This window comes from Xylophilus ampelinus, assembly GCF_003217575.1.
GTDB lineage: Bacteria > Pseudomonadota > Gammaproteobacteria > Burkholderiales > Burkholderiaceae_C > Xylophilus > Xylophilus ampelinus.
The window spans coordinates 1-20,699 of sequence record NZ_QJTC01000030.1; the positions used below are offsets into that span (position 1 = coordinate 1).

At 67.5% G+C, this 20,699-nt stretch carries 29 protein-coding genes; 20 read left to right on the plus strand and 9 right to left on the minus strand.

The features are described from left to right. The 13 genes from DFQ15_RS15280 to DFQ15_RS15340 all read left to right on the plus strand — a co-directional run. Positions 1-99: EF-Tu C-terminal domain-related protein (locus tag DFQ15_RS15280; RefSeq protein WP_456156793.1), on the plus strand; the 99-nt coding region annotated here is incomplete at its 5' end. Positions 100-123: 24 nt separating this feature from the next. Continuing rightward, positions 124-435, plus strand: coding sequence for a 30S ribosomal protein S10 (gene rpsJ, locus DFQ15_RS15285; protein ID WP_003059431.1), 312 nt, complete (start codon positions 124-126; stop codon positions 433-435). Between the two features lie 261 nt (positions 436-696). Next, the gene (gene rplC, locus DFQ15_RS15290) at positions 697-1,377 is read left to right on the plus strand and encodes a 50S ribosomal protein L3 (protein ID WP_110466815.1); all 681 of its coding nucleotides are present in this window, start codon (positions 697-699) and stop codon (positions 1,375-1,377) included. Beyond that, positions 1,377-1,997, plus strand: a complete 621-nt coding sequence (gene rplD / locus DFQ15_RS15295) for a 50S ribosomal protein L4 (RefSeq protein ID WP_110466816.1) — start codon at positions 1,377-1,379, stop codon at positions 1,995-1,997. The genes rplC and rplD overlap by 1 nt, the downstream gene beginning before the upstream one ends. Beyond that, entirely contained in the window at positions 1,994-2,314 is a 321-nt protein-coding gene (gene rplW, locus DFQ15_RS15300) for a 50S ribosomal protein L23 (RefSeq protein WP_055841349.1), read from the plus strand. Before rplD ends, rplW begins: the two co-directional genes overlap by 4 nt. 15 nt (positions 2,315-2,329) lie before the next feature. Further along, entirely contained in the window at positions 2,330-3,154 is an 825-nt protein-coding gene (gene rplB / locus DFQ15_RS15305; protein WP_110466817.1) for a 50S ribosomal protein L2, read from the plus strand. A 10-nt stretch (positions 3,155-3,164) separates the two neighbouring features. Next, complete coding sequence (gene rpsS / locus DFQ15_RS15310) at positions 3,165-3,440, plus strand: 30S ribosomal protein S19 (protein WP_055841343.1); 276 nt, start codon at positions 3,165-3,167, stop codon at positions 3,438-3,440. A gap of 9 nt (positions 3,441-3,449) precedes the next feature. Then, positions 3,450-3,782, plus strand: a complete 333-nt coding sequence (gene rplV / locus DFQ15_RS15315) for a 50S ribosomal protein L22 (RefSeq protein ID WP_055841341.1) — start codon at positions 3,450-3,452, stop codon at positions 3,780-3,782. 17 nt (positions 3,783-3,799) lie between these two features. Next, positions 3,800-4,699, plus strand: coding sequence for a 30S ribosomal protein S3 (gene rpsC / locus DFQ15_RS15320; RefSeq protein ID WP_110466818.1), 900 nt, complete (start codon positions 3,800-3,802; stop codon positions 4,697-4,699). Positions 4,700-4,724: 25 nt separating this feature from the next. After that, complete coding sequence (gene rplP, locus DFQ15_RS15325) at positions 4,725-5,141, plus strand: 50S ribosomal protein L16 (protein ID WP_055841335.1); 417 nt, start codon at positions 4,725-4,727, stop codon at positions 5,139-5,141. 14 nt (positions 5,142-5,155) lie between these two features. Continuing rightward, complete coding sequence (gene rpmC, locus DFQ15_RS15330) at positions 5,156-5,365, plus strand: 50S ribosomal protein L29 (RefSeq protein ID WP_055841463.1); 210 nt, start codon at positions 5,156-5,158, stop codon at positions 5,363-5,365. A 9-nt stretch (positions 5,366-5,374) separates the two neighbouring features. Further along, positions 5,375-5,644 carry a 30S ribosomal protein S17 gene (rpsQ, locus tag DFQ15_RS15335; protein ID WP_055841332.1) on the plus strand — a complete coding sequence of 90 codons (270 nt, stop codon included), beginning with the start codon at positions 5,375-5,377 and terminating at the stop codon, positions 5,642-5,644. Between the two features lie 132 nt (positions 5,645-5,776). Next, a complete protein-coding gene (locus DFQ15_RS15340) occupies positions 5,777-6,286 on the plus strand; it encodes a peroxiredoxin (protein ID WP_110466842.1) in 510 nt (169 codons plus the stop codon). A 101-nt stretch (positions 6,287-6,387) separates the two neighbouring features. Here DFQ15_RS15340 and DFQ15_RS15345 read toward each other — a convergent pair whose 3' ends face one another. Beyond that, entirely contained in the window at positions 6,388-6,885 is a 498-nt protein-coding gene (locus DFQ15_RS15345) for a GNAT family N-acetyltransferase (RefSeq protein WP_110466819.1), read from the minus strand. Between the two features lie 117 nt (positions 6,886-7,002). Next, complete coding sequence (locus DFQ15_RS15350; protein ID WP_110466820.1) at positions 7,003-7,665, minus strand: cytochrome b/b6 domain-containing protein; 663 nt, start codon at positions 7,663-7,665, stop codon at positions 7,003-7,005. Between the two features lie 118 nt (positions 7,666-7,783). Between DFQ15_RS15350 and DFQ15_RS15355 the strand changes: the two genes are divergently transcribed. Then, complete coding sequence (locus DFQ15_RS15355; protein WP_110466843.1) at positions 7,784-8,227, plus strand: c-type cytochrome; 444 nt, start codon at positions 7,784-7,786, stop codon at positions 8,225-8,227. Between the two features lie 118 nt (positions 8,228-8,345). On the opposite strand, the gene DFQ15_RS15360 is transcribed toward DFQ15_RS15355, so the two are convergent. Beyond that, complete coding sequence (locus DFQ15_RS15360; RefSeq protein ID WP_110466821.1) at positions 8,346-8,843, minus strand: TlpA disulfide reductase family protein; 498 nt, start codon at positions 8,841-8,843, stop codon at positions 8,346-8,348. A gap of 171 nt (positions 8,844-9,014) precedes the next feature. On the opposite strand from DFQ15_RS15360, the gene DFQ15_RS15365 reads away from it, so the two are divergent. The 4 genes from DFQ15_RS15365 to ptsP all read left to right on the plus strand — a co-directional run bounded on the left by DFQ15_RS15365 (position 9,015) and on the right by ptsP (position 12,247). After that, a complete protein-coding gene (locus DFQ15_RS15365) occupies positions 9,015-9,539 on the plus strand; it encodes a hypothetical protein (RefSeq protein ID WP_110466822.1) in 525 nt (174 codons plus the stop codon). Positions 9,540-9,635: 96 nt separating this feature from the next. Continuing rightward, a complete protein-coding gene (locus DFQ15_RS15370) occupies positions 9,636-10,085 on the plus strand; it encodes a PTS sugar transporter subunit IIA (RefSeq protein ID WP_110466844.1) in 450 nt (149 codons plus the stop codon). Beyond that, positions 10,054-10,323, plus strand: coding sequence for an HPr family phosphocarrier protein (locus DFQ15_RS15375; protein WP_110466823.1), 270 nt, complete (start codon positions 10,054-10,056; stop codon positions 10,321-10,323). The genes DFQ15_RS15370 and DFQ15_RS15375 overlap by 32 nt, the downstream gene beginning before the upstream one ends. Before the next feature lie 157 nt (positions 10,324-10,480). Next, entirely contained in the window at positions 10,481-12,247 is a 1,767-nt protein-coding gene (gene ptsP, locus DFQ15_RS15380) for a phosphoenolpyruvate--protein phosphotransferase (protein ID WP_110466824.1), read from the plus strand. A gap of 54 nt (positions 12,248-12,301) precedes the next feature. Here ptsP and DFQ15_RS15385 read toward each other — a convergent pair whose 3' ends face one another. From DFQ15_RS15385 to DFQ15_RS18085, 6 genes are all read right to left on the minus strand, one after another. Beyond that, positions 12,302-13,156 (minus strand): DMT family transporter, encoded by an 855-nt coding sequence (locus tag DFQ15_RS15385; RefSeq protein WP_110466825.1) that lies wholly within the window; start codon positions 13,154-13,156, stop codon positions 12,302-12,304. A gap of 224 nt (positions 13,157-13,380) precedes the next feature. Next, positions 13,381-16,839: a DEAD/DEAH box helicase gene (locus tag DFQ15_RS15390; protein ID WP_233504547.1), complete on the minus strand. Its 3,459-nt coding sequence runs from the start codon at positions 16,837-16,839 to the stop codon at positions 13,381-13,383. A 50-nt stretch (positions 16,840-16,889) separates the two neighbouring features. Further along, a complete protein-coding gene (gene lipA / locus DFQ15_RS15395) occupies positions 16,890-17,882 on the minus strand; it encodes a lipoyl synthase (protein ID WP_110466827.1) in 993 nt (330 codons plus the stop codon). Positions 17,883-17,903: 21 nt separating this feature from the next. Next, complete coding sequence (gene lipB / locus DFQ15_RS15400) at positions 17,904-18,578, minus strand: lipoyl(octanoyl) transferase LipB (RefSeq protein ID WP_110466828.1); 675 nt, start codon at positions 18,576-18,578, stop codon at positions 17,904-17,906. A 31-nt stretch (positions 18,579-18,609) separates the two neighbouring features. Continuing rightward, positions 18,610-18,903 carry a YbeD family protein gene (locus DFQ15_RS15405; protein ID WP_110466845.1) on the minus strand — a complete coding sequence of 98 codons (294 nt, stop codon included), beginning with the start codon at positions 18,901-18,903 and terminating at the stop codon, positions 18,610-18,612. 40 nt (positions 18,904-18,943) lie between these two features. Then, positions 18,944-19,072, minus strand: a complete 129-nt coding sequence (locus tag DFQ15_RS18085) for a hypothetical protein (protein ID WP_259292670.1) — start codon at positions 19,070-19,072, stop codon at positions 18,944-18,946. Between the two features lie 240 nt (positions 19,073-19,312). Here DFQ15_RS18085 and DFQ15_RS15410 point away from each other — a divergent pair, with 240 nt between their 5' ends. Together DFQ15_RS15410 and atpB are read left to right on the plus strand one after the other, a co-directional pair. Continuing rightward, positions 19,313-19,798, plus strand: coding sequence for an ATP synthase subunit I (locus DFQ15_RS15410; RefSeq protein WP_110466829.1), 486 nt, complete (start codon positions 19,313-19,315; stop codon positions 19,796-19,798). A gap of 7 nt (positions 19,799-19,805) precedes the next feature. Next, a complete protein-coding gene (atpB, locus tag DFQ15_RS15415; protein ID WP_110466830.1) occupies positions 19,806-20,684 on the plus strand; it encodes a F0F1 ATP synthase subunit A in 879 nt (292 codons plus the stop codon). Positions 20,685-20,699 lie beyond the last annotated feature (15 nt).

A 20,699-nucleotide genomic window follows, 5' to 3' on the forward strand; every position in this document is an offset into this window, starting at 1 on the left:
TTGATCAACCCCATCGCCATGGAAGAAGGTCTGCGCTTCGCCATCCGCGAAGGCGGCAAGACGGTCGGCTCCGGCGTGGTCGCGAAGATCATCGCGTAATTCTGACAAGAAGAGGGAATTACCATGTCCAAGCAAAAGATCCGCATCCGCCTGAAGGCATTCGACTACAAGCTGATCGACCAGTCGGCAGCCGAGATCGTCGACACCGCCAAGCGCACCGGCGCCATCGTCAAGGGCCCCGTGCCCCTGCCGACGCGCATGAAGCGTTTCGACATCCTGCGTTCGCCGCACGTCAACAAAACGTCTCGCGACCAGTTCGAAATCCGTACGCACCAGCGCCTGATGGATATCGTCGATCCGACCGACAAGACGGTCGACGCGCTGATGAAGCTCGACCTGCCGGCCGGCGTCGACGTGGAAATCAAGCTGCAGTAAACGGGCGGCCGTTCGCGGCATCCTGAGAGAGCCGGGCCCTGTGTCCGGCTTTTTTTGGCGCGTTGCCGTCGTGCGGCAGCGCCGTGGTTGCAGGTTTCCGTGGGGCGGGCTAGAATACACGGCTCTGCCCGGATTGCGTTTTGGCGCATCCGGGCGGAATTTTTATCAATCTTCTCCAGCGCATGCGTCTTCTCGCAGAAGGCAGCGGTGCAAACGCCTTGGCCAATTGCAGTCGGGGTGGCTGGAGTTTTGGAGAAACATATGAGTCAAAGCAACTCTCTCGGGTTGCTGGGCCGCAAGGTTGGCATGATGCGCCTCTTCACGGACGATGGGGACGCAGTGCCTGTCACCGTGGTGGATGTGTCAAACAACCGCGTGACCCAGGTTAAGACCCCTGAGGCTGATGGCTACGTGGGCTTGCAGGTGACGTTCGGCGCTCGCAAGGCATCGCGTGTCACCAAGCCTGCGGCCGGCCACTTGGCCAAAGCCGGTGTCGAAGCCGGCGAAATCATCCGCGAATTCCGCATCGAAGCCGATGTCGCCGGTCAGTACGCTGCCGGTGCCGTCGTGAAGGCCGAGTCGCTGTTCACCGTGGGCCAGAAAGTGGACGTGCAGGGCACCTCCATCGGCAAGGGCTTCACCGGCACGATCAAGCTTCACAACTTCAAGTCGCAGCGCGCATCGCACGGTAACAGCCGTTCGCACAACGTTCCCGGTTCCATCTCGATGGCCCAGGACCCCGGTCGCGTGTTCCCCGGCAAGAAGATGTCGGGCCACCGTGGCGACGCTACCGTCACCACCCAGAATCTCGACGTGATCCGCGTGGACGAAGCCCGTCAGCTGCTGCTGATCAAGGGTGCCATTCCCGGTGCCAAGGGCGGTTTCGTCACCGTTCGCCCGGCCGTGAAGGCCAAGCCAGCTGCTGACAAGGGAGCGAAGTAATGCAACTCGAACTCCTGAACGAACAGGGCCAGGCTGCTTCCAAGTTCGACGTGCCTGAGACCGTCTTCGGTCGCGACTACAACGAAGATCTGATCCATCAGATCGTGGTCGCCTACAAGGCCAATGCCCGCCAAGGCACGCGCGCCCAGAAGGATCGCGAGCAGGTCAAGCATTCGACCAAGAAGCCGTTCAAGCAAAAGGGAACGGGCCGCGCCCGTGCCGGTATGACGTCCTCGCCTCTGTGGCGCGGAGGCGGTCGCATCTTCCCGAACATGCCCGACGAAAACTTCACGCAGAAGATCAACAAGAAGATGTACCGCGCCGGCATGGCGTCCATCTTCTCGCAGCTCGCCCGTGAAGGCCGCCTGGTGGTGATCGATTCCCTGACCGTGGAATCGCCCAAGACCAAGGTCCTGGCCGACAAGTTCAAGGCCCTGAACCTGCAATCCGTGCTGGTCATCGCCGAAGAAGTCGACGAGAACCTCTACCTCGCATCGCGCAACTTGGTCAACGTGCTGGTCGTCGAGCCCCGCTACGCCGATCCGGTCTCGCTGGTGCACTACAAGAAAGTGCTCGTGACCAAGGGCGCGATCGACAAGCTCAAGGAGATGTTCGCATGAGCGCCGCTACCGTGAAGTTTGAAGAAGGTCGTCTGATGGCCGTACTGGTCGCCCCGATCGTGTCCGAAAAGGCCACGATGGTGAGCGAGAAGTCGAACGCCGTCACCTTCAAGGTGCTGCAGGACGCCACCAAGCCCGAGATCAAGGCCGCCGTCGAACTGATGTTCAAGGTGCAGGTAAAGGGCGTGTCCGTCGTCAACACCAAGGGCAAGACCAAGCGTTTCGGCAAGTCGATCGGCCGCCGCGACAACGTGCGCAAGGCATACGTGACGCTGCAGCCGGGTCAAGAGCTGAACCTGTCGGGGGAGGCCGCCTAACCGCGGAAGTACATCATGGCAGTCATCAAGATGAAACCCACTTCGCCCGGCCAACGCGCCGTGGTGAAGGTCTCGCGCGATCACCTGTATAAGGGTGCTCCGCACGCTCCGCTGCTGGAGCCGCAGTTCCAGGCAGCCGGCCGTAACAACAACGGCCACATCACCATCCGCCACCGGGGCGGTGGTCACAAGCACCATTACCGCGTCGTCGATTTCGTCCGCAACAAGGACGGTATCCCGGCAAAGGTCGAGCGTATCGAGTACGACCCCAACCGTACGGCCCACATCGCCCTGGTGGTGTATGCCGACGGCGAGCGCCGCTACATCATCGCTCCTCGCGGTGTGGAACCAGGTGCGACGCTGCTGTCCGGATCGGAAGCCCCGATCCGCGCCGGCAACACGCTGCCGATCCGCAACATTCCGGTGGGTTCGACCATCCACGCGATCGAGATGCAGCACGGCAAGGGCGCGCAGATCGCCCGCTCGGCAGGTTCCTCCGCTACGCTGCTGGCACGCGAAGGCGTGTACGCCCAGGTCCGCCTGCGCTCCGGTGAAGTGCGCCGCATCCACATCGAATGCCGCGCCACTATCGGCGAAGTCGCCAACGAAGAACACAGCCTGCGCCAGCTCGGCAAGGCCGGCGTCAAGCGCTGGATGGGTATCCGCCCGACCGTGCGCGGCGTTGCGATGAACCCGGTCGATCACCCCCACGGTGGTGGTGAAGGCAAGACCGGCGAAGGCCGTCATGCAGTCGACCCATGGGGCAATCTGACCAAGGGTTACCGCACCCGTAACAACAAGCGCACGCAGGTCATGATCGTGTCGCGTCGCAAGAAGTAAGGGATAGCAGATGACTCGCTCTCTCAAGAAGGGCCCTTTCGTCGACCACCATCTGGTGGCCAAGGCCGACAAGGCCGTGACGACGAAGGACAAGAAGCCGATCAAGACCTGGTCGCGCCGCTCCATGGTTCTGCCCGAATTCATCGGTCTGACCATCGCCGTGCACAACGGCAAGCAGCACATCCCGGTCTACATCACCGATCAGATGGTGGGCCACAAGCTGGGCGAATTCGCCCTGACCCGCACGTTCAAGGGTCACCCCGCGGACAAGAAAGTCAAAAGGTAAGGAGCCGACATGTCTGAAACACGTGCAGTCCTCCGCGGCGTGCGCCTCTCGGTCGACAAAGGCCGTTTGGTTGCTGACCTGATCCGCGGCAAAAAAGTGGATCAAGCCCTCAACATCCTCACCTTCACCCAAAAGAAGGCTGCCGGGATCGTCAAGAAAGTGCTGGAGTCGGCCATCGCCAACGCCGAGCACAACGACGGTGCCGACATCGACGAGTTGAAGGTCACCACCATCTACGTTGAACAAGGTGCCACGCTCAAGCGTTTCACCGCGCGCGCCAAGGGCCGCGGCAACCGCATCAGCAAACCCACGTGCCACGTGTACGTGACGGTTGGCAATTAACGGAAGGTCTGGAAGATATGGGACAAAAAATCCACCCGACCGGCTTCCGTCTTTCGGTGAGCCGCAACTGGGCCAGCCGCTGGTATGCCAACAACCGTGACTTCGCCGGCATGCTGGCCGAAGACATCAAGGTGCGCGAGTTCCTGAAGGCCAAGCTCAAGAATGCCGCGGTCTCGCGCATCCTGATCGAGCGTCCTGCCAAGAACGCCCGCATCACCATCTTCTCGGCACGTCCGGGCGTGGTGATCGGCAAGAAGGGCGAAGACATCGAGAACCTGAAGAAGGAACTCGCCCTGCGCCTGAAGGTGCCGGTCGCGGTCAACATCGAAGAAGTGCGCAAGCCCGAAATCGATGCCAAGCTGATCGCCGACTCGATCACCCAGCAGCTCGAAAAGCGGATCATGTTCCGTCGCGCCATGAAGCGTGCGATGCAGAACGCGATGCGCCTGGGCGCCCTGGGCATCAAGATCATGTCGTCGGGTCGTCTGAACGGCATCGAAATCGCACGCTGCGAGTGGTACCGCGAAGGTCGCGTGCCACTCCACACTCTGCGCGCAGATATCGACTACGGCACCTCGGAAGCCAAGACCACCTACGGCGTCATCGGCGTCAAGGTCTGGGTCTACAAAGGCGACACGCTGGGTCGCAACGACCTGCCGGCCGTGGTCGAGACGCGCGACGACGAACGTCGTCCCCGTGGTCCGCGCCGCGATGCCCGCCCAGGCGAGCGTCCCGGTGGCGACCGCCGCCCGGCCCCGCGCCGTGACGGTGGCCGTCCGGTCGGTGGCAACACCGCGCCGGCCGACGGAAGCGACAAGCCCGCAGGTGCCGGTGGTGCCGCGGATCCCTCCGCCGTTAAGCGCGTCCGCAAGGTAGTCGCGCCCGCTGCAGCAGCGGACGGTGCAAAGGCCGAGTAATCGGTCTGTTTAAGGAAAAATTACCATGCTGCAACCCGCTCGCCGCAAATACCGCAAGGAGCAGAAGGGCCGCAACACCGGCATCGCCACACGGGGCAACTCCGTGGCGTTCGGTGACTTCGGCCTGAAGTGCACCGACCGCGGCCGCCTGACGGCCCGCCAGCTCGAAGCCGCACGCCGTGCGATTTCCCGTCACGTCAAGCGTGGCGGCCGTATCTGGATCCGTGTGTTCCCCGACAAGCCGATCTCCACCAAGCCCGCAGAAGTGCGGATGGGTAACGGCAAGGGTAACCCCGAGTACTACGTGGCCGAAATCCAGCCGGGCAAGATCGTCTTCGAGATCGTCGGTGTGCCGGAAGAACTGGCCCGCGAAGCGTTCAAGCTGGCAGCCGCCAAGCTGCCGCTGCGCACCACCTTCGTCGCACGCCAGCTCGGCGCCTGATCAGGAGAATGCAAATGACCAAAGCTGCTGATCTGCGCAACAAGGACGTCGCCGGCATCGAGACCGAAATCAAGGACCTGCAAAGGGCCCACTTCGGTCTGCGGATGCAGAAGGCCACGCAACAACTCAACAATTTGTCGACGCTGCGCACCACGCGCCGCGACATCGCCCGCGCCAAGACCATCCTTGCCCAAAAGCAGGCCGAGTCCAAGGCCGCCAAGTGAGGAGTGACCATGACGGAAGCTAAAAAATCCCTCAAGCGCACCTTGGTCGGCAAGGTAGTGAGCGACAAGCGTGCCAAGACCGTGACCGTGTTGGTCGAGCGTCGGGTGAAGCACGAGCTCTACGGCAAGATCGTTGCCAAGTCGAGCAAGTACCACGCGCACGACGAGAACGGCGACTACCACCTCGGCGACATGATCGAGATCACGGAAAGCCGTCCGATCTCGCGCACCAAGAACTGGGTCGCTACCCGCCTGGTGCAGAAGGCCGTCGTGGTCTGAGGCCCTGCGCCTCGGTACCTGCGGTCCGAACGAAAACGGCCCTCCTCACGGCGGGCCGTTTTTCTTTTGGGGCGGCGTTTTTCTCAACACGGGTGCCGATGTCCGGTGCCCTTCAACGGCAAGGAGCACGAGATGATCAAGGTAGGCGACAAGCTCCCGGCGGCGACGCTGATGGAGTACGCGGAAGTCGAACGCAACGGCTGCAGTGTCGGCCCGAACCCGGTGGACGTGCGGGCGGCCTCGGTCGGCAAGACGATCGCCGTCTTCGCCGTGCCGGGGGCCTTCACCCCCACCTGCTCGGCCAAGCACGTGCCGGGCTACGTGGACAACGTCGCAGCCTTTCAGGCGGCCGGCGTGGACGAGATCTGGTGCCTGTCGGTCAACGACGCGTTCGTGATGGGTGCCTGGGCACGCGACCAGAAGACCGCCGGCAAGGTGCGGATGCTGGCCGACGGCAGCGCGGCCTTCGCCCAGGCCACCGGCCTGACGCTCGACCTGGCCGGCCGCGGCATGGGCCTGCGCAGCAACCGCTATTCGATGCTGGTGCAGGACGGCGTGGTGCGGCAGTTGAACGTGGAAGCACCGGGCAAGTTCGAGGTGAGCGATGCCCAGACGCTGCTCGGCCAGGCGAGGCAGGCCTGATCTCGCCGTCATCGCAATGCTATTAAAATAATAGCTTTTGGTCGACGTTCCGCGCCGGCTGCAAGGCTTTCGATCTGAATACGGCGCCTTGGGCGCCATGTTCAAATGGCGGCTTTGAGGTAGTGCGCCCCGGCCAGCGGGCTGTCGTAGTAGGGCGGGATTTCCTCGAAGCCGAGGTCCGCATACAGCGCCCGGGCCGCGTCCATCGCATCGAGCGTGTCGAGCAGCACGCAGGCGTAGCCGCACTGGCGCGCCACGTCGAGCGCCGCCTCGGCCAGTTGCCGGCCCAGGCCGAAGCCGCGGAACACGCGGCGCACGTACAGCCGCTTCATCTCGCTCGCGTTGGGATAGTCGGAGGCGTCCAGCGGGCGCAGTGCGCAGCAGCCGCCCAGGCTGCCGTCGATCCAGGCCAGCAGCAGGCTGCCGCGCGGCGCGTCGTATTCGCCGGGCAGCCCGGCCACTTCGTCGTCGAACGCGACGCCGTCTAGCGCGGCCTGGATGCTCTGACCATACTCGCGCAAGATTTCGCGCGCCGCTTCCCACTCGTCCGGGGTGGCGGGCGGACGGATGTCGATCGAGGGCGGGGCGGTGCAGGACACGCGGTGGATGGCGGGTTGGGCCGGCCAGTTTAACGGCGAGGCGTGCCGTACGGCCGAAGGCCGTGCCCGTGGTGATCGACCGTGCCGCCTGCCGCTGTGCCTGACGTTTTCGCGTGCTCAGCCGCCGGCGGCCTGCACCATCCAGGCGACGGCGCCGCTGCAGGCGGCCATCACCGCCAGCGCGCCGAGCCGGTGGCGCCGGTCGTCGCGGCTGGCCTGCAGCTCGGCGGGCAGGGCGCGGTCGCCGTGCAGCATCGGCCGCACCAGAGTCTGGCGGCGCACCAGCACGTAGAACAGGATGGCCGCGACGTGCAGCGCCACCAGGCCGATCACCAGCCATTGGCCCCAGTGCTTGTGGTAGCCGGTCACCTGGCCGACGATGCTGCCCGAGACATGGCGCGAGAGCGGCCCGGCGAAGGCGATTTCGTCGTCGCTCATCAGGCCGGTGCCCACCTGCGCCGCCAGCACCGCCAGCATGCCGACGACCGACAGCGCGCCGAGCGGGCTGTGCCCCGCGCCGCCGCCGCCCTGCCCGCGCAGGTAGCGGCCCACGGCCGCGGGCGACGGCACGAAGCTCACGAAGCGCGACCAGCGCCCGCCCACGAAGCCCCAGACCAGCCGGAACAGCAGCAGCGCCAGCACCGCGTAGCCGAAGCGGAAGTGCCACACCATGGCGTTGCCGCCGGTGCGGCCGGTGACGACGAGGCCGACCACCGCGGCCGCCAGGGCCCAGTGGAAGAGGCGCGTGGGCAGGTCCCAGACTCGGATCGTGTGCTGCATGGTGGGATGTTGTCGGGGTGGTGAAAAAGCCGCGGTGCGTCTGGCGGCCGTGGTGGCCGGAATCTACACTGGCGCCGCGCCATGTCCGGCGCGCCACGACGACAACGAGGAGTCCACGATGAAGAAATACGCCTGTCTCGCCCTTGCGGCGGGCATCCTGCTCGCCGGGCCGGTGTTCGCCCAGTTCGCCAAGACGGAAGACGCGGTCAAATACCGCCAGGGCGCCCTGTTCGTGATGGGCCAGCACTTCGGCCGCGTCGGCGCGATGGCCAACGGCCGGGTGCCGTTCGATGCCAAGGTCGCCGCGGAGAACGCCGACGTCGTGGCCGAACTGGCGAAGCTGCCCTGGGCCGCGTTCGGCCCCGGCACCGAGGGCGGCAAGGCCAAGCCCGAGATCTGGAAGGAGCAGGCCAAGTTCAAGGAACACGGCGACAAGCTGGTCGCCGAGACCGCCAAGCTGGCCGCCGCCGCCAAGACCGGCAACCTCGACAGCCTGAAGGCCGCCTTCGGCAGCGCCGCCGGCACCTGCAAGGCCTGCCACGACGCGTTCCGCAACAGCTGATCCTCGGCGTCGGTCGTGCTATCGAATCGATAGCTGCCGGTCGGTGTCCACCAAGCCGAAGGGCCTGTTTTCGTGCGAAAACAGGCCCTTCGGTTTTCGCTGCGGTGCAGGGGCGGTATCAGGCCTCGGCCAGCAGCTTTTCGATCAGGCGGTGCAGTTCGGCGAAATCCGGCTGGCCCACGTAGGTCTTGACGATGTCGCCGCGCTTGTCGACCAGGTAGGTGGTGGGTGTGAGCTGCACGTCGCCCCAGGCCTTGGCGATGGCGCCGGTGTTGTCGATCGCCACCTGGAACGGCAGCTTGCGCGTCTCGGCGTAGTTGACGACGTAGCTGGGCGGGTCGTAGCTCATGGCGACGGCCACCGTCTCGAAGCCGCGCGCCTTGTACTTGTCGTAGGTCGACATGATCTGCGGCATCTCGGCCACGCAGGTGACGCAGCTCGTGGCCCAGAAGTTGACCAGCGCCACCTTGCCGCGCAGGTCCTGCGTGGTTTTTTGCGATCCGTCGAGCAGCACGAAGGTGGAGGCGGGCGCGGTCGAGGCGCCGCCCGACCACAGCGCTGCGCCGGTCAAACCCAGGGCGGCGACGGCGACGGCCGCGTAGAGGATGCGTTTCATGGTGGCCTGACGAGGTGGGGAGCCTGGGCGAGTGTAGGCCCGTGGCCGGATGGCTGCAGCGATGGACCGGGCGGCGGCGGCAAAGGTTCCCGCCGCCGCGGCGGTCGACCGCGCGGTGCCGCTCGATAATCCGGCATGCATCCGACCTCTCCTCGGCCCGGTCCCTCGGCGATGGCGTTGGCCGCCCTGGCCTGCATGGCAGCTTGCACGCCGGCGCTCAACTGGCGCGAGGTGCGCCTGCCGCCGACCCGGCTGCAGGTGCTGCTGCCCTGCAAGCCCGACGAGGGTACCCGCACCGTTACCCTGGCCGACCGGACCGTCGAGATGCACATGGTCGGCTGCGAGGCGCAGGGCGCCACCTACACCCTGGCCTGGGTGGCCGTGGCGGAGCCGGGCCGCGCCGGCGCGGTGCTGGGCGCCTGGCAGGACGCGACGCTGCAGCGTGTCGGCATCGCCGCGGGGCCCGACGCACCGGCCGGCACCGCCTTCGTGCCGCAGGGCGCGCTGGCGTTGCCGCAGGCGGTGCAGTGGCGGGCCGAGGGCCGCGCGCCCGAAGGCGGCCCGGTGGTGGTGCAAGCAGCCTGGTTCGTCGCCACCGGCGGCGCCGGCGTGCAGGCGTTCCAGGCGGCCGTCTACAGTCCGGCGCCGATGCCCGAGGGCGCGGCCGCGTTCTTCGACGGCATCCGGCTGCCCTGAGAACCCCGGCGTTGTCGCGCCTGTGCGCCGCTGCAGCGCGACGGCCGCTGCGGCGGTGCCGGTCACGCCCATAATGCGATGTTGCACCGCAACGCCATGACGACCAACCGCATCTTCATCATCGCCCACGCGCCGCTGGCCCATGCCCTGCGCCAATGCGTGCTGCATGTCTTTCCCGACAGCGGCGCAGGCATCGTGGCGCTCGACGTGCAGCCCAACGTCTCGCCCGAAGAAACGCTGGCCTCGGCCCGCATCATCCTGCAGCAGCAACGCGGCGCGGGCACCCTGGTGCTGGCCGACGTGTTCGGCGCCACGCCCTGCAACGTCGCCCAGCGCCTGGTCGACGGGGTACGCTCCAAGCTCGTGTGCGGCGTCAACCTGCCGATGCTGCTGCGCACCGTGACCTACCGCCACGAATCGCTCGACGCCCTGGTGTCGCGCGCGGTGGTCGGCGGCACGCAGGGCGTGATGCAGGTGGCCATCACCGCGCCGCAGAACCAGGCCCGAAAGAAACATGATCCAGACGACCACGACCATCAGCAATAAGCTCGGCCTGCATGCGCGCGCCTCCGCCAAGCTCACCAAGCTGGCGGGCAGCTTTCCGTGCGACATCTGGATCGCGCGCGGCGACCGCAAGGTGAACGCCAAGAGCATCATGGGCGTGATGATGCTGGCCGCAGGCATCGGCACCCAGGTGCGGCTGGAGACCGACGGCGCGCGGGAGCAGCAGGCGATGGACGCGTTGCTGGCCCTCATCTCCGACAAGTTCGGCGAAGGCGAATAGGCTTGAACCACCCCCAGCCTTCGCACTGCGTGTCTTCGGCACCCCCCTGCGAGGGGGCGGCGCTGGCGGTCCGGCAAAGCCGGTCCCGCTGCGCCCTGAGGGGGGCTTCGCTGCGCTTGCCGGGGTGGGCGGGGCGTTTCGACTAAAGGGCATTGCCATGACTTTCTCCATCCACGGTCTGCCGGTCGCGCGGGGCATCGCCATCGGGCGGGCGGTGCTGGCGGCGTCGAGCCGGATGGATGTGGCGCACTACTTCATCGACGCCGACAAGGTGGTCGAGGAGATTTCGCGGGTGCGGACGGCGCGCGACGCGGTGGTCGAGGAGATCCAGCGGCTGCAGCAGAGCGTCGCGCTGATGGGCCCGAAGGACGCGCCGCAGGAGTTGTCGGCGATCCTCGACGTGCACCTGATGCTGCTGCAGGACAAGGAGCTGGAGGAGGGCGTCAAGCACTGGGTGTCGGACCGGCTCTACAACGGCGAATGGGCGCTCACCACCCAGCTGGAGGTGATTTCGCGCCAGTTCGACGAGATGGAAGACCTCTACCTGCGCGAGCGCAAGGCCGACCTGGAGCAGGTCGTCGAGCGCATCTTGCGCTACATGAAAGGCGTGGCCTCGCCGGTCGCGCCTCCGCCGCCGCGGCCCGCGCCGCGCCAGCAGGACCTTTTGCTGGAAGACACGGTCGACGTGCCGTTGGTGCTGGTGGCGCACGATCTGTCGCCGGCCGACATGCTGCAGTTCAAGCAAAGCGTGTTCGCGGGCTTCGTGACCGACGTGGGCGGCAAGACCTCGCACACCGCGATCGTCGCGCGCAGCATGGACATCCCGGCAGTGGTCGGCGCCCGCAGCGCAAGCCAGCTGGTGCGGCAGGACGACTGGGTGATCATCGACGGCGACGCCGGCGTGATGATCGTCGACCCGTCGCCGATCATCCTTGCCGAGTACGGCTTCAAGCAACGCCAGGGCGACCTGGAACGGCTGCGGCTGGCGCGGCTGCGCCACACGCCGGCCGTCACGCTCGACGGCGAACGGGTGGAGCTGTTCGCCAACATCGAGATGCCGGAGGACGCCGAGGGCGCGGTCAAGGCCGGCGCGGTGGGCGTGGGCCTGTTCCGCAGCGAGTTCCTCTTCATGGGCCGCCAGTGCAAGCTGCCCGACGAGGAGGAACAGTACAACGCCTACCGCCTTGCGATCGAGGGCATGCAGGGCTTGCCGGTCACGATCCGCACGGTGGACGTGGGCGCCGACAAGCCGCTCGACGAATCCCGCCGCGACGACGCGCACTTGAATCCGGCGCTGGGCCTGCGCGCGATCCGCTGGAGCCTGGCCGATCCGGCGATGTTCCGCACCCAGCTGCGCGCGATCCTGCGGGCCTCGTTGCACGGCCCGGTGGGGCTGATGATCCCGATGCTGGCGCACGGCAGCGAGATCCGCCACACGCTGGCGCTGATCGACCATGCCCGCGCCGAGCTCGACAACGCCGGCATCGCCTACGGCCATCCGCGGATCGGCGCGATGATCGAGATCCCGGCGGCGGCGCTCACCCTGCCGCTGTTCCTGCGCTACTTCGACTTTCTCTCGATCGGCACCAACGACCTGATCCAATACACGCTGGCGATCGACCGGGCCGACGAATCGGTCGCCCACCTCTACGACCCGCTGCACCCCGCGGTGCTGAAGCTGGTGGCCGACACGATCGCCGCATGCCGCCGCGCCGGCAAGGGCGTGAGCATCTGCGGCGAGATGGCGGGCGATACCACCATGACCCGGCTGCTGCTGGGCCTGGGCCTGCGGACTTTTTCGATGCATCCGGCGCAGATCTTGGCGGTCAAGCAGGAAGTACTGCGCGCCGACACCGGGCGGCTGACGCCCTGGGCGCAGCGGGTGCTGGCTGCGGAAGACCCGGCCGCGGAGATGGCCCGCTAGGCGCTGCAGCGCATCGGCTGGAGCGGCGGTCCTGCCGTTGTCCGGGCGGCGCGGTTAGGCCGCGGATCGCACCCGCGACGCGATCACCGCCCCGGCCGTCACCAGCAGCGCCGCGCCCGCCAGGCTCCAGCGCAGCGGCTCGCCGGTGGTGGCCACCAGCATCAGGGTCGAGAGCACCGGCGTCAGGTAGCTCAGCACGCCGATCTGCCGCGGATCGCCGCGTTTGAGCGCTGCATCCCACAGGAAGAACGCGGCGCCCAGCGGGCCCAGGCCCATCGCCGCGACCAGCACCCAGTCGCGGGGAGTCAGCGTAACCGTCGACTCCAGCAGCGCATGGCACAGCAGCGCCAGCACGCCCGACACCAGCCCGAACAGCCCCACCGCCACCGTCGGGAACGGCGCCACCCGCCGGGTCAGCAGCGAGTACACCGCCCACAGCAGGGCCGAGCCCAGCGCCGGCAGGTAGCCCCAGGCCCCGCCGACAGCGCCCGCGCCGTCGGCCGCGCCGCGCCCCAGGATCGCCAGCGCCGCGCCCGCGAAGCCGCAGAACGCGGCCAGCAGGTGCCCGGGCCGTAGCGCCATGCCCGGCAGCAGCACCGGCGCCAGCAGCACGATCAGGAGCGGCCAGAGGTAGTTGACCAGGTTGGCCTCGACCGGCGGCGCATGTCGCAGCGCGATGAACAGCAGGAAGTGGTAGCCGAAGAGCCCCGCCACGCCGATGCTCAGCGTGCCCGCCGGCACCCGCCACAGCGACGGCCGCCGCGCCGCCCAGAACCAGCTGGGCACGCTGCCCATCAGCAGCGCCAGGCCGGTCAGCAGGAAGGGCGGCAGATGGGCCAGGGCCACGCCCAGCGCGGCCAGGGTGGCCCAGAGCAGGATGGCCCCGAGGGCGAGGATACGTGCGGACATCGGAGGGCGGATTTATGAATGAAAATTGCCTGTAGCCGGCGTACGGCGCCGATTGCTAGCTATGAATACTATAGCGTCGGTTGGAAACATTGCCGTGCCGCCAGAAGGTGTGAAAGAACCGTAGCGAGCAAGTCCGAATGTGCGGCGCGGACCGGAGCCGTACTGCGGTACGGTGAGGACCACCGCCGCGCAATCGGGCTGCGCAGTAGGTTCTCTCACACCTTCTAGCCATCCAGTGGCCGGAGCAGCTCGGCCACATCGGTCTCGGTGAACAGCGGCTCGCGCCGGGCCGCCGCGCCGCTGTAGAGGCTGTCGGCCAGCGCGGCCTTGCGCTCCTGCAGGGCCAGGATGCGTTCCTCGATCGTGCCTTCGGCCACCAGCCGGTAGACCATCACCCGCTGGGTCTGGCCGATGCGGTGGGCGCGGCCGGTGGCCTGGGCTTCGGCCGCGGGATTCCACCACGGGTCGTAGTGGATTACCGTGTCGGCCTGCGGCAGGTTCAGGCCGGTGCCGCCGGCCTTCAGGCTGATCAGGAACAGCGGCACCTCGCCGCCGGTGAAGCGGTCGATGGCGCGGTCGCGGTCCTTCGTCTGGCCGGTGAGCTTGGCCCAGGCCATGCCGCGCTGCGCGAGTTCGGTCTCGATCAAGCCCAGCATGGTGGTGAACTGCGAGAACACCAGGACCTTGCGGCCTTCGGCCAACATCTCGGTGAGCTGCTCCATCAGAAGGTCCAGCTTGGCCGACTGGCGCAGCGCCTGGCCGGCCGGCACCGAGGCCAGCAGGCGCGGGTCGCAGCAGACCTGGCGCAGCTTCAGTAGCGCATCCAGGATCTGGATCTGCGACTTCGCCAGGCCCTTGTCGGCCAGTGCGTCGCGCACGGCCTTCTCGGTCGCCAGGCGGATCGTCTCGTACAGGTCGGCCTGCGCGCCGCCGAGGGCGATGCGTACGGTGGTCTCCTGCTTCTCGGGCAGCTCGCCAGCCACCTCCGACTTGCCGCGTCGCAGCAGGAACGGGGTGACGCGGCGGCGCAACTGGCCCAGCCGCTCGCCGTCGCCGTGCTTTTCGATAGGGGTCCGGAACAATTCCTTGAAGCGCGCCTGGTTGCCCAGGAAACCCGGCATCAGAAAGTGGAACAGGCTCCACAGTTCGCCCAGGTGGTTTTCCAGCGGCGTACCCGACAGGCACAGGCGGTGCCGCGCGTCCAGGCCGGCCACCACCTGTGCCGCCTGGGTGCTCGCGTTCTTGATGTTCTGCGCCTCGTCCAGCACCACCAGGTGCCAGGGCTGGGCCATCCACTGTTCGCGGTCGCGCTGCAGCAGCGAATAGGGCGCGATGACTAGGTCGTGCTGCGCGAAGCCGGCGGCCTGCGTATGCCGGCCACCGCCGTGCCACACCCGGCTGCGCAGCGAGGGGGCGAAGCGGGCCGCCTCGCGTTGCCAGTTGCCCAGCAGGCTGACCGGCGCGATCACCAGGCAGGGCCGGTCGAGCCGGCCGGCCTCCTGCTCGGCCAGCAGGTGCGCCAGGGTCTGCAGCGTCTTGCCCAGGCCCATGTCGTCGGCCAGGATGCCGGCCAGGCCCTGCGCCCGCAAAAACTGCAGCCACCGCAGGCCGTGCTGCTGGTAGGGCCGCAGCGTGGCGCGCAGGCCGGCGGGCACCGGCACTGCGGGCAGCGCGCCCTGGCCGCTCAGCGTGTCCAGCAGGCCGCGCAGTGGGTCGGCGCCGTGCCAAGCCACGCCGTCGCCCACGGCGGCCGTCAGCCGCAACGCCTCGGTGCGCGACAGGCGCAGAAGCGTACCTTCCAGGTCCTGCGCGTGGCGGTCGCCCACCAGGTCGATCAGCGCCTGCAGCCAGGGCTTGAGCGGTGCCGACGGCAGGCGCAGGAAGCCGCCGTCCGGCCGCGGACGCCAGATCCATTCGGGCAGGTCGTTGCCCTCGGCCGTGGGTCGCAACTGGGCCAGCAGTTCGGGCAGCCAGGGCAGCACGTTCTGCCGTACGCCGTCGATCTCGATGCCCAGCGACAAATCGAACCAGGGCGAGGGCGCAGCGCCTTCGGCAGTGCCGCCATCGAGCGCCAGCGTCTCCCCGCCGGCCGACACCAGGTGCACGTCCAGCGCATCGGCCTGCTGCACGAAGCCGTGCAGGTCGCCATCGACCTGCAGCACACAGCCTGTCTCGCGCAGCGGCGCGAAATCGCGGCAGGCCCATTCGAGCCAGGGCGAGAGCCCCGGCCGCGACGTCGTCGGCAGCAGATGGTGGCGACCTTGGCCGTCGTCGACCAGCCCCAGCGCCTGCAGGGCCCGGCGCGCCTGCATCTCGGCAGCCAGTTGCCGGTGCAGCAGCACCCGGCGGCCACCGTCCTGGACCAGAACGCAGCCTTCCTGGTGCGGCCAGCAGTGGCGCATACCGTCGTAGTCGAATAGCAGGGCCGCGCGCAACAGGCCGTGGGTGGCGCGCTCGGCCAAGGGTACGGCCGACAGCCGCAGGTGCGCGACAGGCACCACACCCTGCACCGTTTCCGGCACGGCGACGGTGGGCGGCAGCGGCAGGCCGGCCAGCCGGCCCAGCAGCACCGCCTGCTGACGCTCGAAGGCAGACTGCGGAATTGGCGGAGCATCCAGCAGCAGGGGCAGATGCTCGGCCGCCACTCCCGTCGCTTCGGCCAGGCCGCAGCAGCCCTGGTCGGTGTCCAGATAGAGCGGCGGCGGCCCGTTGAACAGCAGTGTCTGTGCGGTGGCATTCGCCAGCCGGGGGAGCAGGGTCCAGACCGGCTCGGCATCGGAGGCGCGGGTGCTTTCCTTCCACTGCCAGGCGATCGTGCGGGGCGGCTGCCAGCGTAGCGGCGAGCCGGTGATCTGCTCCTGCGCATCCGCCAGGAACAGGCGCCCGGTACCCGCAGCCAACTGCAGCGCCAGGAGCCCGGCCTGGCCTTGCAGCCGGCCGGTGTTCAAGCTGTAGCCGGTGCGGGGCAGCGATGCTATCAGGCGCACGCACTCCCGGTCGTCGAAGCCCGACCGAACGGCGGACGCGCCTGTCGGCATGGCACTGTCGTAATGGTACGGCGTCTTCACCTTGGTCCAACCGCCACGCTTCAGAGGATGCGACATGCCCCACGACAGCGCCAACCGCGGCGCCTCGGTGGTGCTGCGAGCGGGGCGCTGCACGTGCAGCAAAAAGACATGGCGGTCCACCGTGGGGGACTGTGCCGGCGGTGCTGTCGCGGTGCCGAAAAGGTCCAGCCAGCGGTCGAGCTGCGCCAGGACGGGCGGCTCCGCAGGCGGGGCCTGGGGGCGCGCCCTGCCACCCTCGGTGGCATCGGGGGGCGCGAACACCTGCGAAGCCCGGACGGTTGTGACTGCCGACTGCGATGCGGTCTTCGATGGCGACGGCGGTGCGGGTGGCGGCTCGACCACCGTCATCTTCGACTTGTAGGCTGCGCGCAGCGTCAGCGCCACCGCATGCTTGCAGTTGCGGCCTACGGGGCAAGAGCAGTCGCTGCCGAACAGCACGATGCGCCCCTTGCTGTCCACCTCCAGCAGCACGGTGATCTCGTAAGGCTCGCGCTCGGTACCCTGCACCTCGCCGTCGATCCGCCATTCGGTGCTGCTGGAAGCCTCCAGCGTGTGCCCCAGCACTTGTTGGCGGCGGTAGATGTCGAGCCCGCGCGCATAGGCGGCGTCGGGCACATGGCTCCGCAGCGACTGCGGATCAAGCAGAAAACGCGGCGCGCCAGGCATCAGCCTGCGACGGCATTCAGGACGTGTTCGGCCTGCTGGTCGGCGTGGTAGCTGGAGCGCACCATGGCGCCGACGGCGGCGTGGGTGAAGCCCATTTTGTAGGCCTCTTCCTCGAACATCTTGAAGGTGTCGGGGTGCACGTAGCGCTTGACCGGCAGGTGCGAGTTGGACGGCGACAGGTACTGGCCGATGGTCAGCATGTCGATGTCGTGCGCCCGCATGTCGCGCATGATCTGCAGGATTTCTTCGTCGGTCTCGCCCAGGCCGACCATGATGCCGCTCTTGGTCGGCACGGTGGGGTGCAGCGCCTTGAACTTCTTGAGCAGGTTCAGGCTGAACAGGTAGTCGGACCCGGGGCGCGCTTCCTTGTAGAGGCGCGGCGCGGTTTCGAGGTTGTGGTTCATCACGTCGGGCGGCGCGGCCTTCAGGATCTCCAGCGCACGGTCGTCTCGGCCGCGGAAGTCGGGCACCAGGATCTCGATCTGGGTGGTGGGCGACAGCTCGCGGATATTGCGGATGCACTCGACGAAATGGCCGCTGCCGCCGTCGCGCAGGTCGTCGCGGTCGACGCTGGTGATCACCACGTATTTGAGGCGCAACTGGGCGATGGTGCGGGCCAGGTTCAGCGGCTCGTCCTGGTCGAGCGGGTCGGGGCGGCCATGACCCACGTCGCAGAACGGGCAGCGGCGGGTGCACTTGTCGCCCATGATCATGAAGGTGGCCGTGCCCTTGCCGAAGCATTCGCCGATGTTGGGGCAGCTGGCTTCCTCGCAGACCGTATGCAGCTTGTTCTCGCGCAGGATCTGCTTGATCTCGTAGAAGCGGGTGGTGGGGCTGCCGGCCTTGACGCGGATCCAGTCGGGCTTTTTGAGCACCTCGCCCTGGACCACCTTCACCGGGATGCGCGAGAGCTTGGCGCCTGCCTTCTGCTTGGCCAGCGGGTTGTAGGTGGCGAGGGCTTGCGCCTCGCGGACGACGTCGGTTGTGCTCATTGGGCGGCGCTTTCGGCAGGGTCAGGGTGCGAGGTAGATGCCGAGCTTGTGCCCCAGCACCGACGCTGCCTCGTCCCAGGAAACAGGAACTCCGATTGTAGAAAGGTCGACGGTCCGCAGGCCCGCATACCCGCAGGGGTCGATTCGCGAGAAGGGTTCCAGGTCCATCGCCACGTTGAGCGCCACGCCGTGGTAGGTGCGGTGGCGGCTCACCTTGATGCCGAGCGCCGCGATCTTTCCCAGGCCGCGGAACGGATCGCCCTCGGGCATCGGGCCGACGAGCGCCGCGTGCGAGAACGGGTCGTCCAGGCGCAGGTAGATGCCGGGCGCGGCGGGCACGCGGTGGCCCGTCACGCCCAGGTGGGCCAGCGTGGCGATCACCGCCTCCTCGATGCGGTGGACGTACTCCTTCACGAAGTAGCCGGCGCGCTTCAGGTCGATCAGCGGGTAGGCGGTCACCTGGCCCGGCCCGTGGTAGGTCACCTGGCCACCGCGGTTGGTGGCCACCACCGGGATCCCGCCGGGCGCCAGCAGGTGGCCGGCCCGGCCGGCGAGGCCCTGGGTGAAGACCGGGTCGTGCTCGCAGAGCCACAGCGCATCGGGCGTGTCGGCGGTGCGCTCGGCGGTGAAGGTCCGCATCGCCGCGTAGCTTTCCGCGTAGTCGATGCGGCCGACCACCAGGGTGTTCAGTGCCATCGGCGCCGGCCTGCAGCAGGGCGGTGCCGGGTCACAGCACCACCTTCACCATCGGATGGCCCGACAGCGCGCGGTAGAGGTCGTCGAGCTGTTCGCGGCTGGTGGCGGTCACGGTGATCGTGATGCCGAGGTAGTTGCCGGCGCCGCTCTCGCGCAGCTCGATGGTGCCGGCGTCGAAGAACGGGTCGTGTTCCTTCGCGATCGCGGTGATCGCATGCACCAGCCCGTCGGCCTTGGCGCCCATCACCTTGATCGGGAACAGCGACGGGTACTCGATCAGCGAATCCTTGCGGGGGTCGGTGGCGGCGGGCGGGGGGGCGGTCATGGCGGGCTCCATTAGAGGAAAGGGATCGGGTCGAAGAGCGTCACGGCGAGGGCGGCGGGATGGCGGCGCGGCGTGAAAACGCGCGGGTCTCGCCGATCGCCATCGCCTCGAAAATGCCGGGCGGCAGGCCCTGCGCCGTGCAGGCCGCGGCCAGGTCGCGCGGCTTCACGGGAGGAGCGGCCCCGGCGGGTTGCGCGGATAAGATGCGCACGCCGAAAAAGTTGGCATGCGAATGGTCTGGGCGACGGCGGAGCGGGACGGAGGCGGCGCGAGGGCGTCAAGCATCCAACTTTCTCCCTTAACGCACCGGGTCATGGCGCCAACGTATGGGCTTCTACTTATAATCAATGGCTTTGCTCAAGTCCTGGCAATTTGTAACGCTGGAACCTTTTTTAAAGAAGCCCGCGTGATGGATGACGAACTGGAGGCAAACGTTCCCGATTTCAAGCCGCTGACCGCGGAGGAGGCGCGGAAGCTGCGGGAAATGCGTCCTTGCGTTTCGCCGTGGCGGATCGTCGCGGGGCAGGCGGCGGTGGGGGTCGTGGCCGCGTCGGCGGCTTGGTTGCTCACCGGGCAGGCTCGTATGGGATGGTCGGCTGCCTGGGGTGCGTGGGCGGTGGTGTTTCCCGCCGCCGTGTTCGCCCGGGGCATCACCCGCCGAAACGCGGCTGTGCGCCCGGGTGCCGTCGCAGTCGGGTTCTTGGGATGGGCATTCGTCAAGATCGGCCTCGCGGTCCTGCTGCTGGCGGTGTCGCTGCGGGTGGTGCCGGAGTTGAGTTGGCTCGCGTTGATCGCGGGCATGGTCTTGGCGATGAAGGCGTACTGGATCGCGCTGCTGGCGCGTCCCGGTTCTCGCACAACGGATGAATTGCGCTCGAAGGGCGCCGAAGGATAGAACCGAGATGGCCGCAGAAGGACACGCCCCGACCGCCAGTGAATACATCGTTCACCATCTGACGCACTGGCAGGTCAACTGGAATCTGGAGTCTGTGAAGCAGGCCAAGATCATCGATTTCAACGTCCTCAACCTGGACTCGATCCTCTACGCGCTGGCGATCGGCGCGCTGGGCTGCTTCGTGCTGTGGCTCGCCGCGCGCAAGGCGACCTCGGGCGTGCCGGGCCGCTTCCAGGCCGCGGCCGAGATGCTGGTCGAGATGGTCGACAACCAGGCCAAGGCCAACATCAAAAGCGCGCAGAGCCGCAAGTTCATCGCGCCCCTGGCCCTGACCGTGTTCGTCTGGATCTTCCTGCTGAACGCGATGGACATGCTGCCGGTCGATCTGCTGCCGCAGCTCTGGGCCCTGGCCCACGGCGCCTCCGGCCGCGATCCGGCCCACGCCTACATGCGCGTCGTGCCGACCGCCGATCTCTCCACCACCCTGGGCTTGTCCACGTCGGTGCTGGTGCTGTGCCTGATCTACAGCGTCAAGGTCAAGGGCCTGGGCGGCTGGGGTCACGAACTGATCACCGCACCTTTCGGTGCGCACCCGGTCCTCTGGCCGATCAACCTGCTGATGCAGGTCATCGAATACCTGGCGAAGACGGTCTCGCACGGCATGCGGCTGTTCGGCAACATGTACGCCGGTGAACTGGTCTTCATGCTGATCGCACTGATGGGCGGTGCCGCGGCGCTGTCGCTGCCGGGCGTGCTGCTGCCGATCGGGCACATCATCGCCGGCACCATCTGGGCCATCTTCCACATCCTGGTGATCACCCTCCAGGCGTTCATTTTCATGATGCTGACCTTGATCTATCTCGGCCAAGCGCATGAAGCCCACTAGCGCACGCTAGTTTCT

Excerpts from the sequence above, each read along its gene's own strand:
- rpsJ (WP_003059431.1), top strand. The coding sequence starts at position 124 with ATGTCCAAGCAAAAGATCCGCATCCGCCTGAAGGCATTCGACTACAAG.
- rplC (WP_110466815.1), top strand. The coding sequence starts at position 697 with ATGAGTCAAAGCAACTCTCTCGGGTTGCTGGGCCGCAAGGTTGGCATG.
- rplD (WP_110466816.1), top strand. The coding sequence starts at position 1,377 with ATGCAACTCGAACTCCTGAACGAACAGGGCCAGGCTGCTTCCAAGTTC.
- rplW (WP_055841349.1), top strand. The coding sequence starts at position 1,994 with ATGAGCGCCGCTACCGTGAAGTTTGAAGAAGGTCGTCTGATGGCCGTA.
- rplB (WP_110466817.1), top strand. The coding sequence starts at position 2,330 with ATGGCAGTCATCAAGATGAAACCCACTTCGCCCGGCCAACGCGCCGTG.
- rpsS (WP_055841343.1), top strand. The coding sequence starts at position 3,165 with ATGACTCGCTCTCTCAAGAAGGGCCCTTTCGTCGACCACCATCTGGTG.
- rplV (WP_055841341.1), top strand. The coding sequence starts at position 3,450 with ATGTCTGAAACACGTGCAGTCCTCCGCGGCGTGCGCCTCTCGGTCGAC.
- rpsC (WP_110466818.1), top strand. The coding sequence starts at position 3,800 with ATGGGACAAAAAATCCACCCGACCGGCTTCCGTCTTTCGGTGAGCCGC.
- rplP (WP_055841335.1), top strand. The coding sequence starts at position 4,725 with ATGCTGCAACCCGCTCGCCGCAAATACCGCAAGGAGCAGAAGGGCCGC.
- rpmC (WP_055841463.1), top strand. The coding sequence starts at position 5,156 with ATGACCAAAGCTGCTGATCTGCGCAACAAGGACGTCGCCGGCATCGAG.
- rpsQ (WP_055841332.1), top strand. The coding sequence starts at position 5,375 with ATGACGGAAGCTAAAAAATCCCTCAAGCGCACCTTGGTCGGCAAGGTA.
- DFQ15_RS15340 (WP_110466842.1), top strand. The coding sequence starts at position 5,777 with ATGATCAAGGTAGGCGACAAGCTCCCGGCGGCGACGCTGATGGAGTAC.
- DFQ15_RS15350 (WP_110466820.1), bottom strand. The coding sequence starts at position 7,665 with ATGCAGCACACGATCCGAGTCTGGGACCTGCCCACGCGCCTCTTCCAC.
- DFQ15_RS15355 (WP_110466843.1), top strand. The coding sequence starts at position 7,784 with ATGAAGAAATACGCCTGTCTCGCCCTTGCGGCGGGCATCCTGCTCGCC.
- DFQ15_RS15360 (WP_110466821.1), bottom strand. The coding sequence starts at position 8,843 with ATGAAACGCATCCTCTACGCGGCCGTCGCCGTCGCCGCCCTGGGTTTG.
- DFQ15_RS15365 (WP_110466822.1), top strand. The coding sequence starts at position 9,015 with ATGGCGTTGGCCGCCCTGGCCTGCATGGCAGCTTGCACGCCGGCGCTC.
- DFQ15_RS15370 (WP_110466844.1), top strand. The coding sequence starts at position 9,636 with ATGACGACCAACCGCATCTTCATCATCGCCCACGCGCCGCTGGCCCAT.
- DFQ15_RS15375 (WP_110466823.1), top strand. The coding sequence starts at position 10,054 with ATGATCCAGACGACCACGACCATCAGCAATAAGCTCGGCCTGCATGCG.
- ptsP (WP_110466824.1), top strand. The coding sequence starts at position 10,481 with ATGACTTTCTCCATCCACGGTCTGCCGGTCGCGCGGGGCATCGCCATC.
- DFQ15_RS15385 (WP_110466825.1), bottom strand. The coding sequence starts at position 13,156 with ATGTCCGCACGTATCCTCGCCCTCGGGGCCATCCTGCTCTGGGCCACC.
- lipA (WP_110466827.1), bottom strand. The coding sequence starts at position 17,882 with ATGAGCACAACCGACGTCGTCCGCGAGGCGCAAGCCCTCGCCACCTAC.
- lipB (WP_110466828.1), bottom strand. The coding sequence starts at position 18,578 with ATGGCACTGAACACCCTGGTGGTCGGCCGCATCGACTACGCGGAAAGC.
- DFQ15_RS15405 (WP_110466845.1), bottom strand. The coding sequence starts at position 18,903 with ATGACCGCCCCCCCGCCCGCCGCCACCGACCCCCGCAAGGATTCGCTG.
- DFQ15_RS15410 (WP_110466829.1), top strand. The coding sequence starts at position 19,313 with ATGGATGACGAACTGGAGGCAAACGTTCCCGATTTCAAGCCGCTGACC.
- atpB (WP_110466830.1), top strand. The coding sequence starts at position 19,806 with ATGGCCGCAGAAGGACACGCCCCGACCGCCAGTGAATACATCGTTCAC.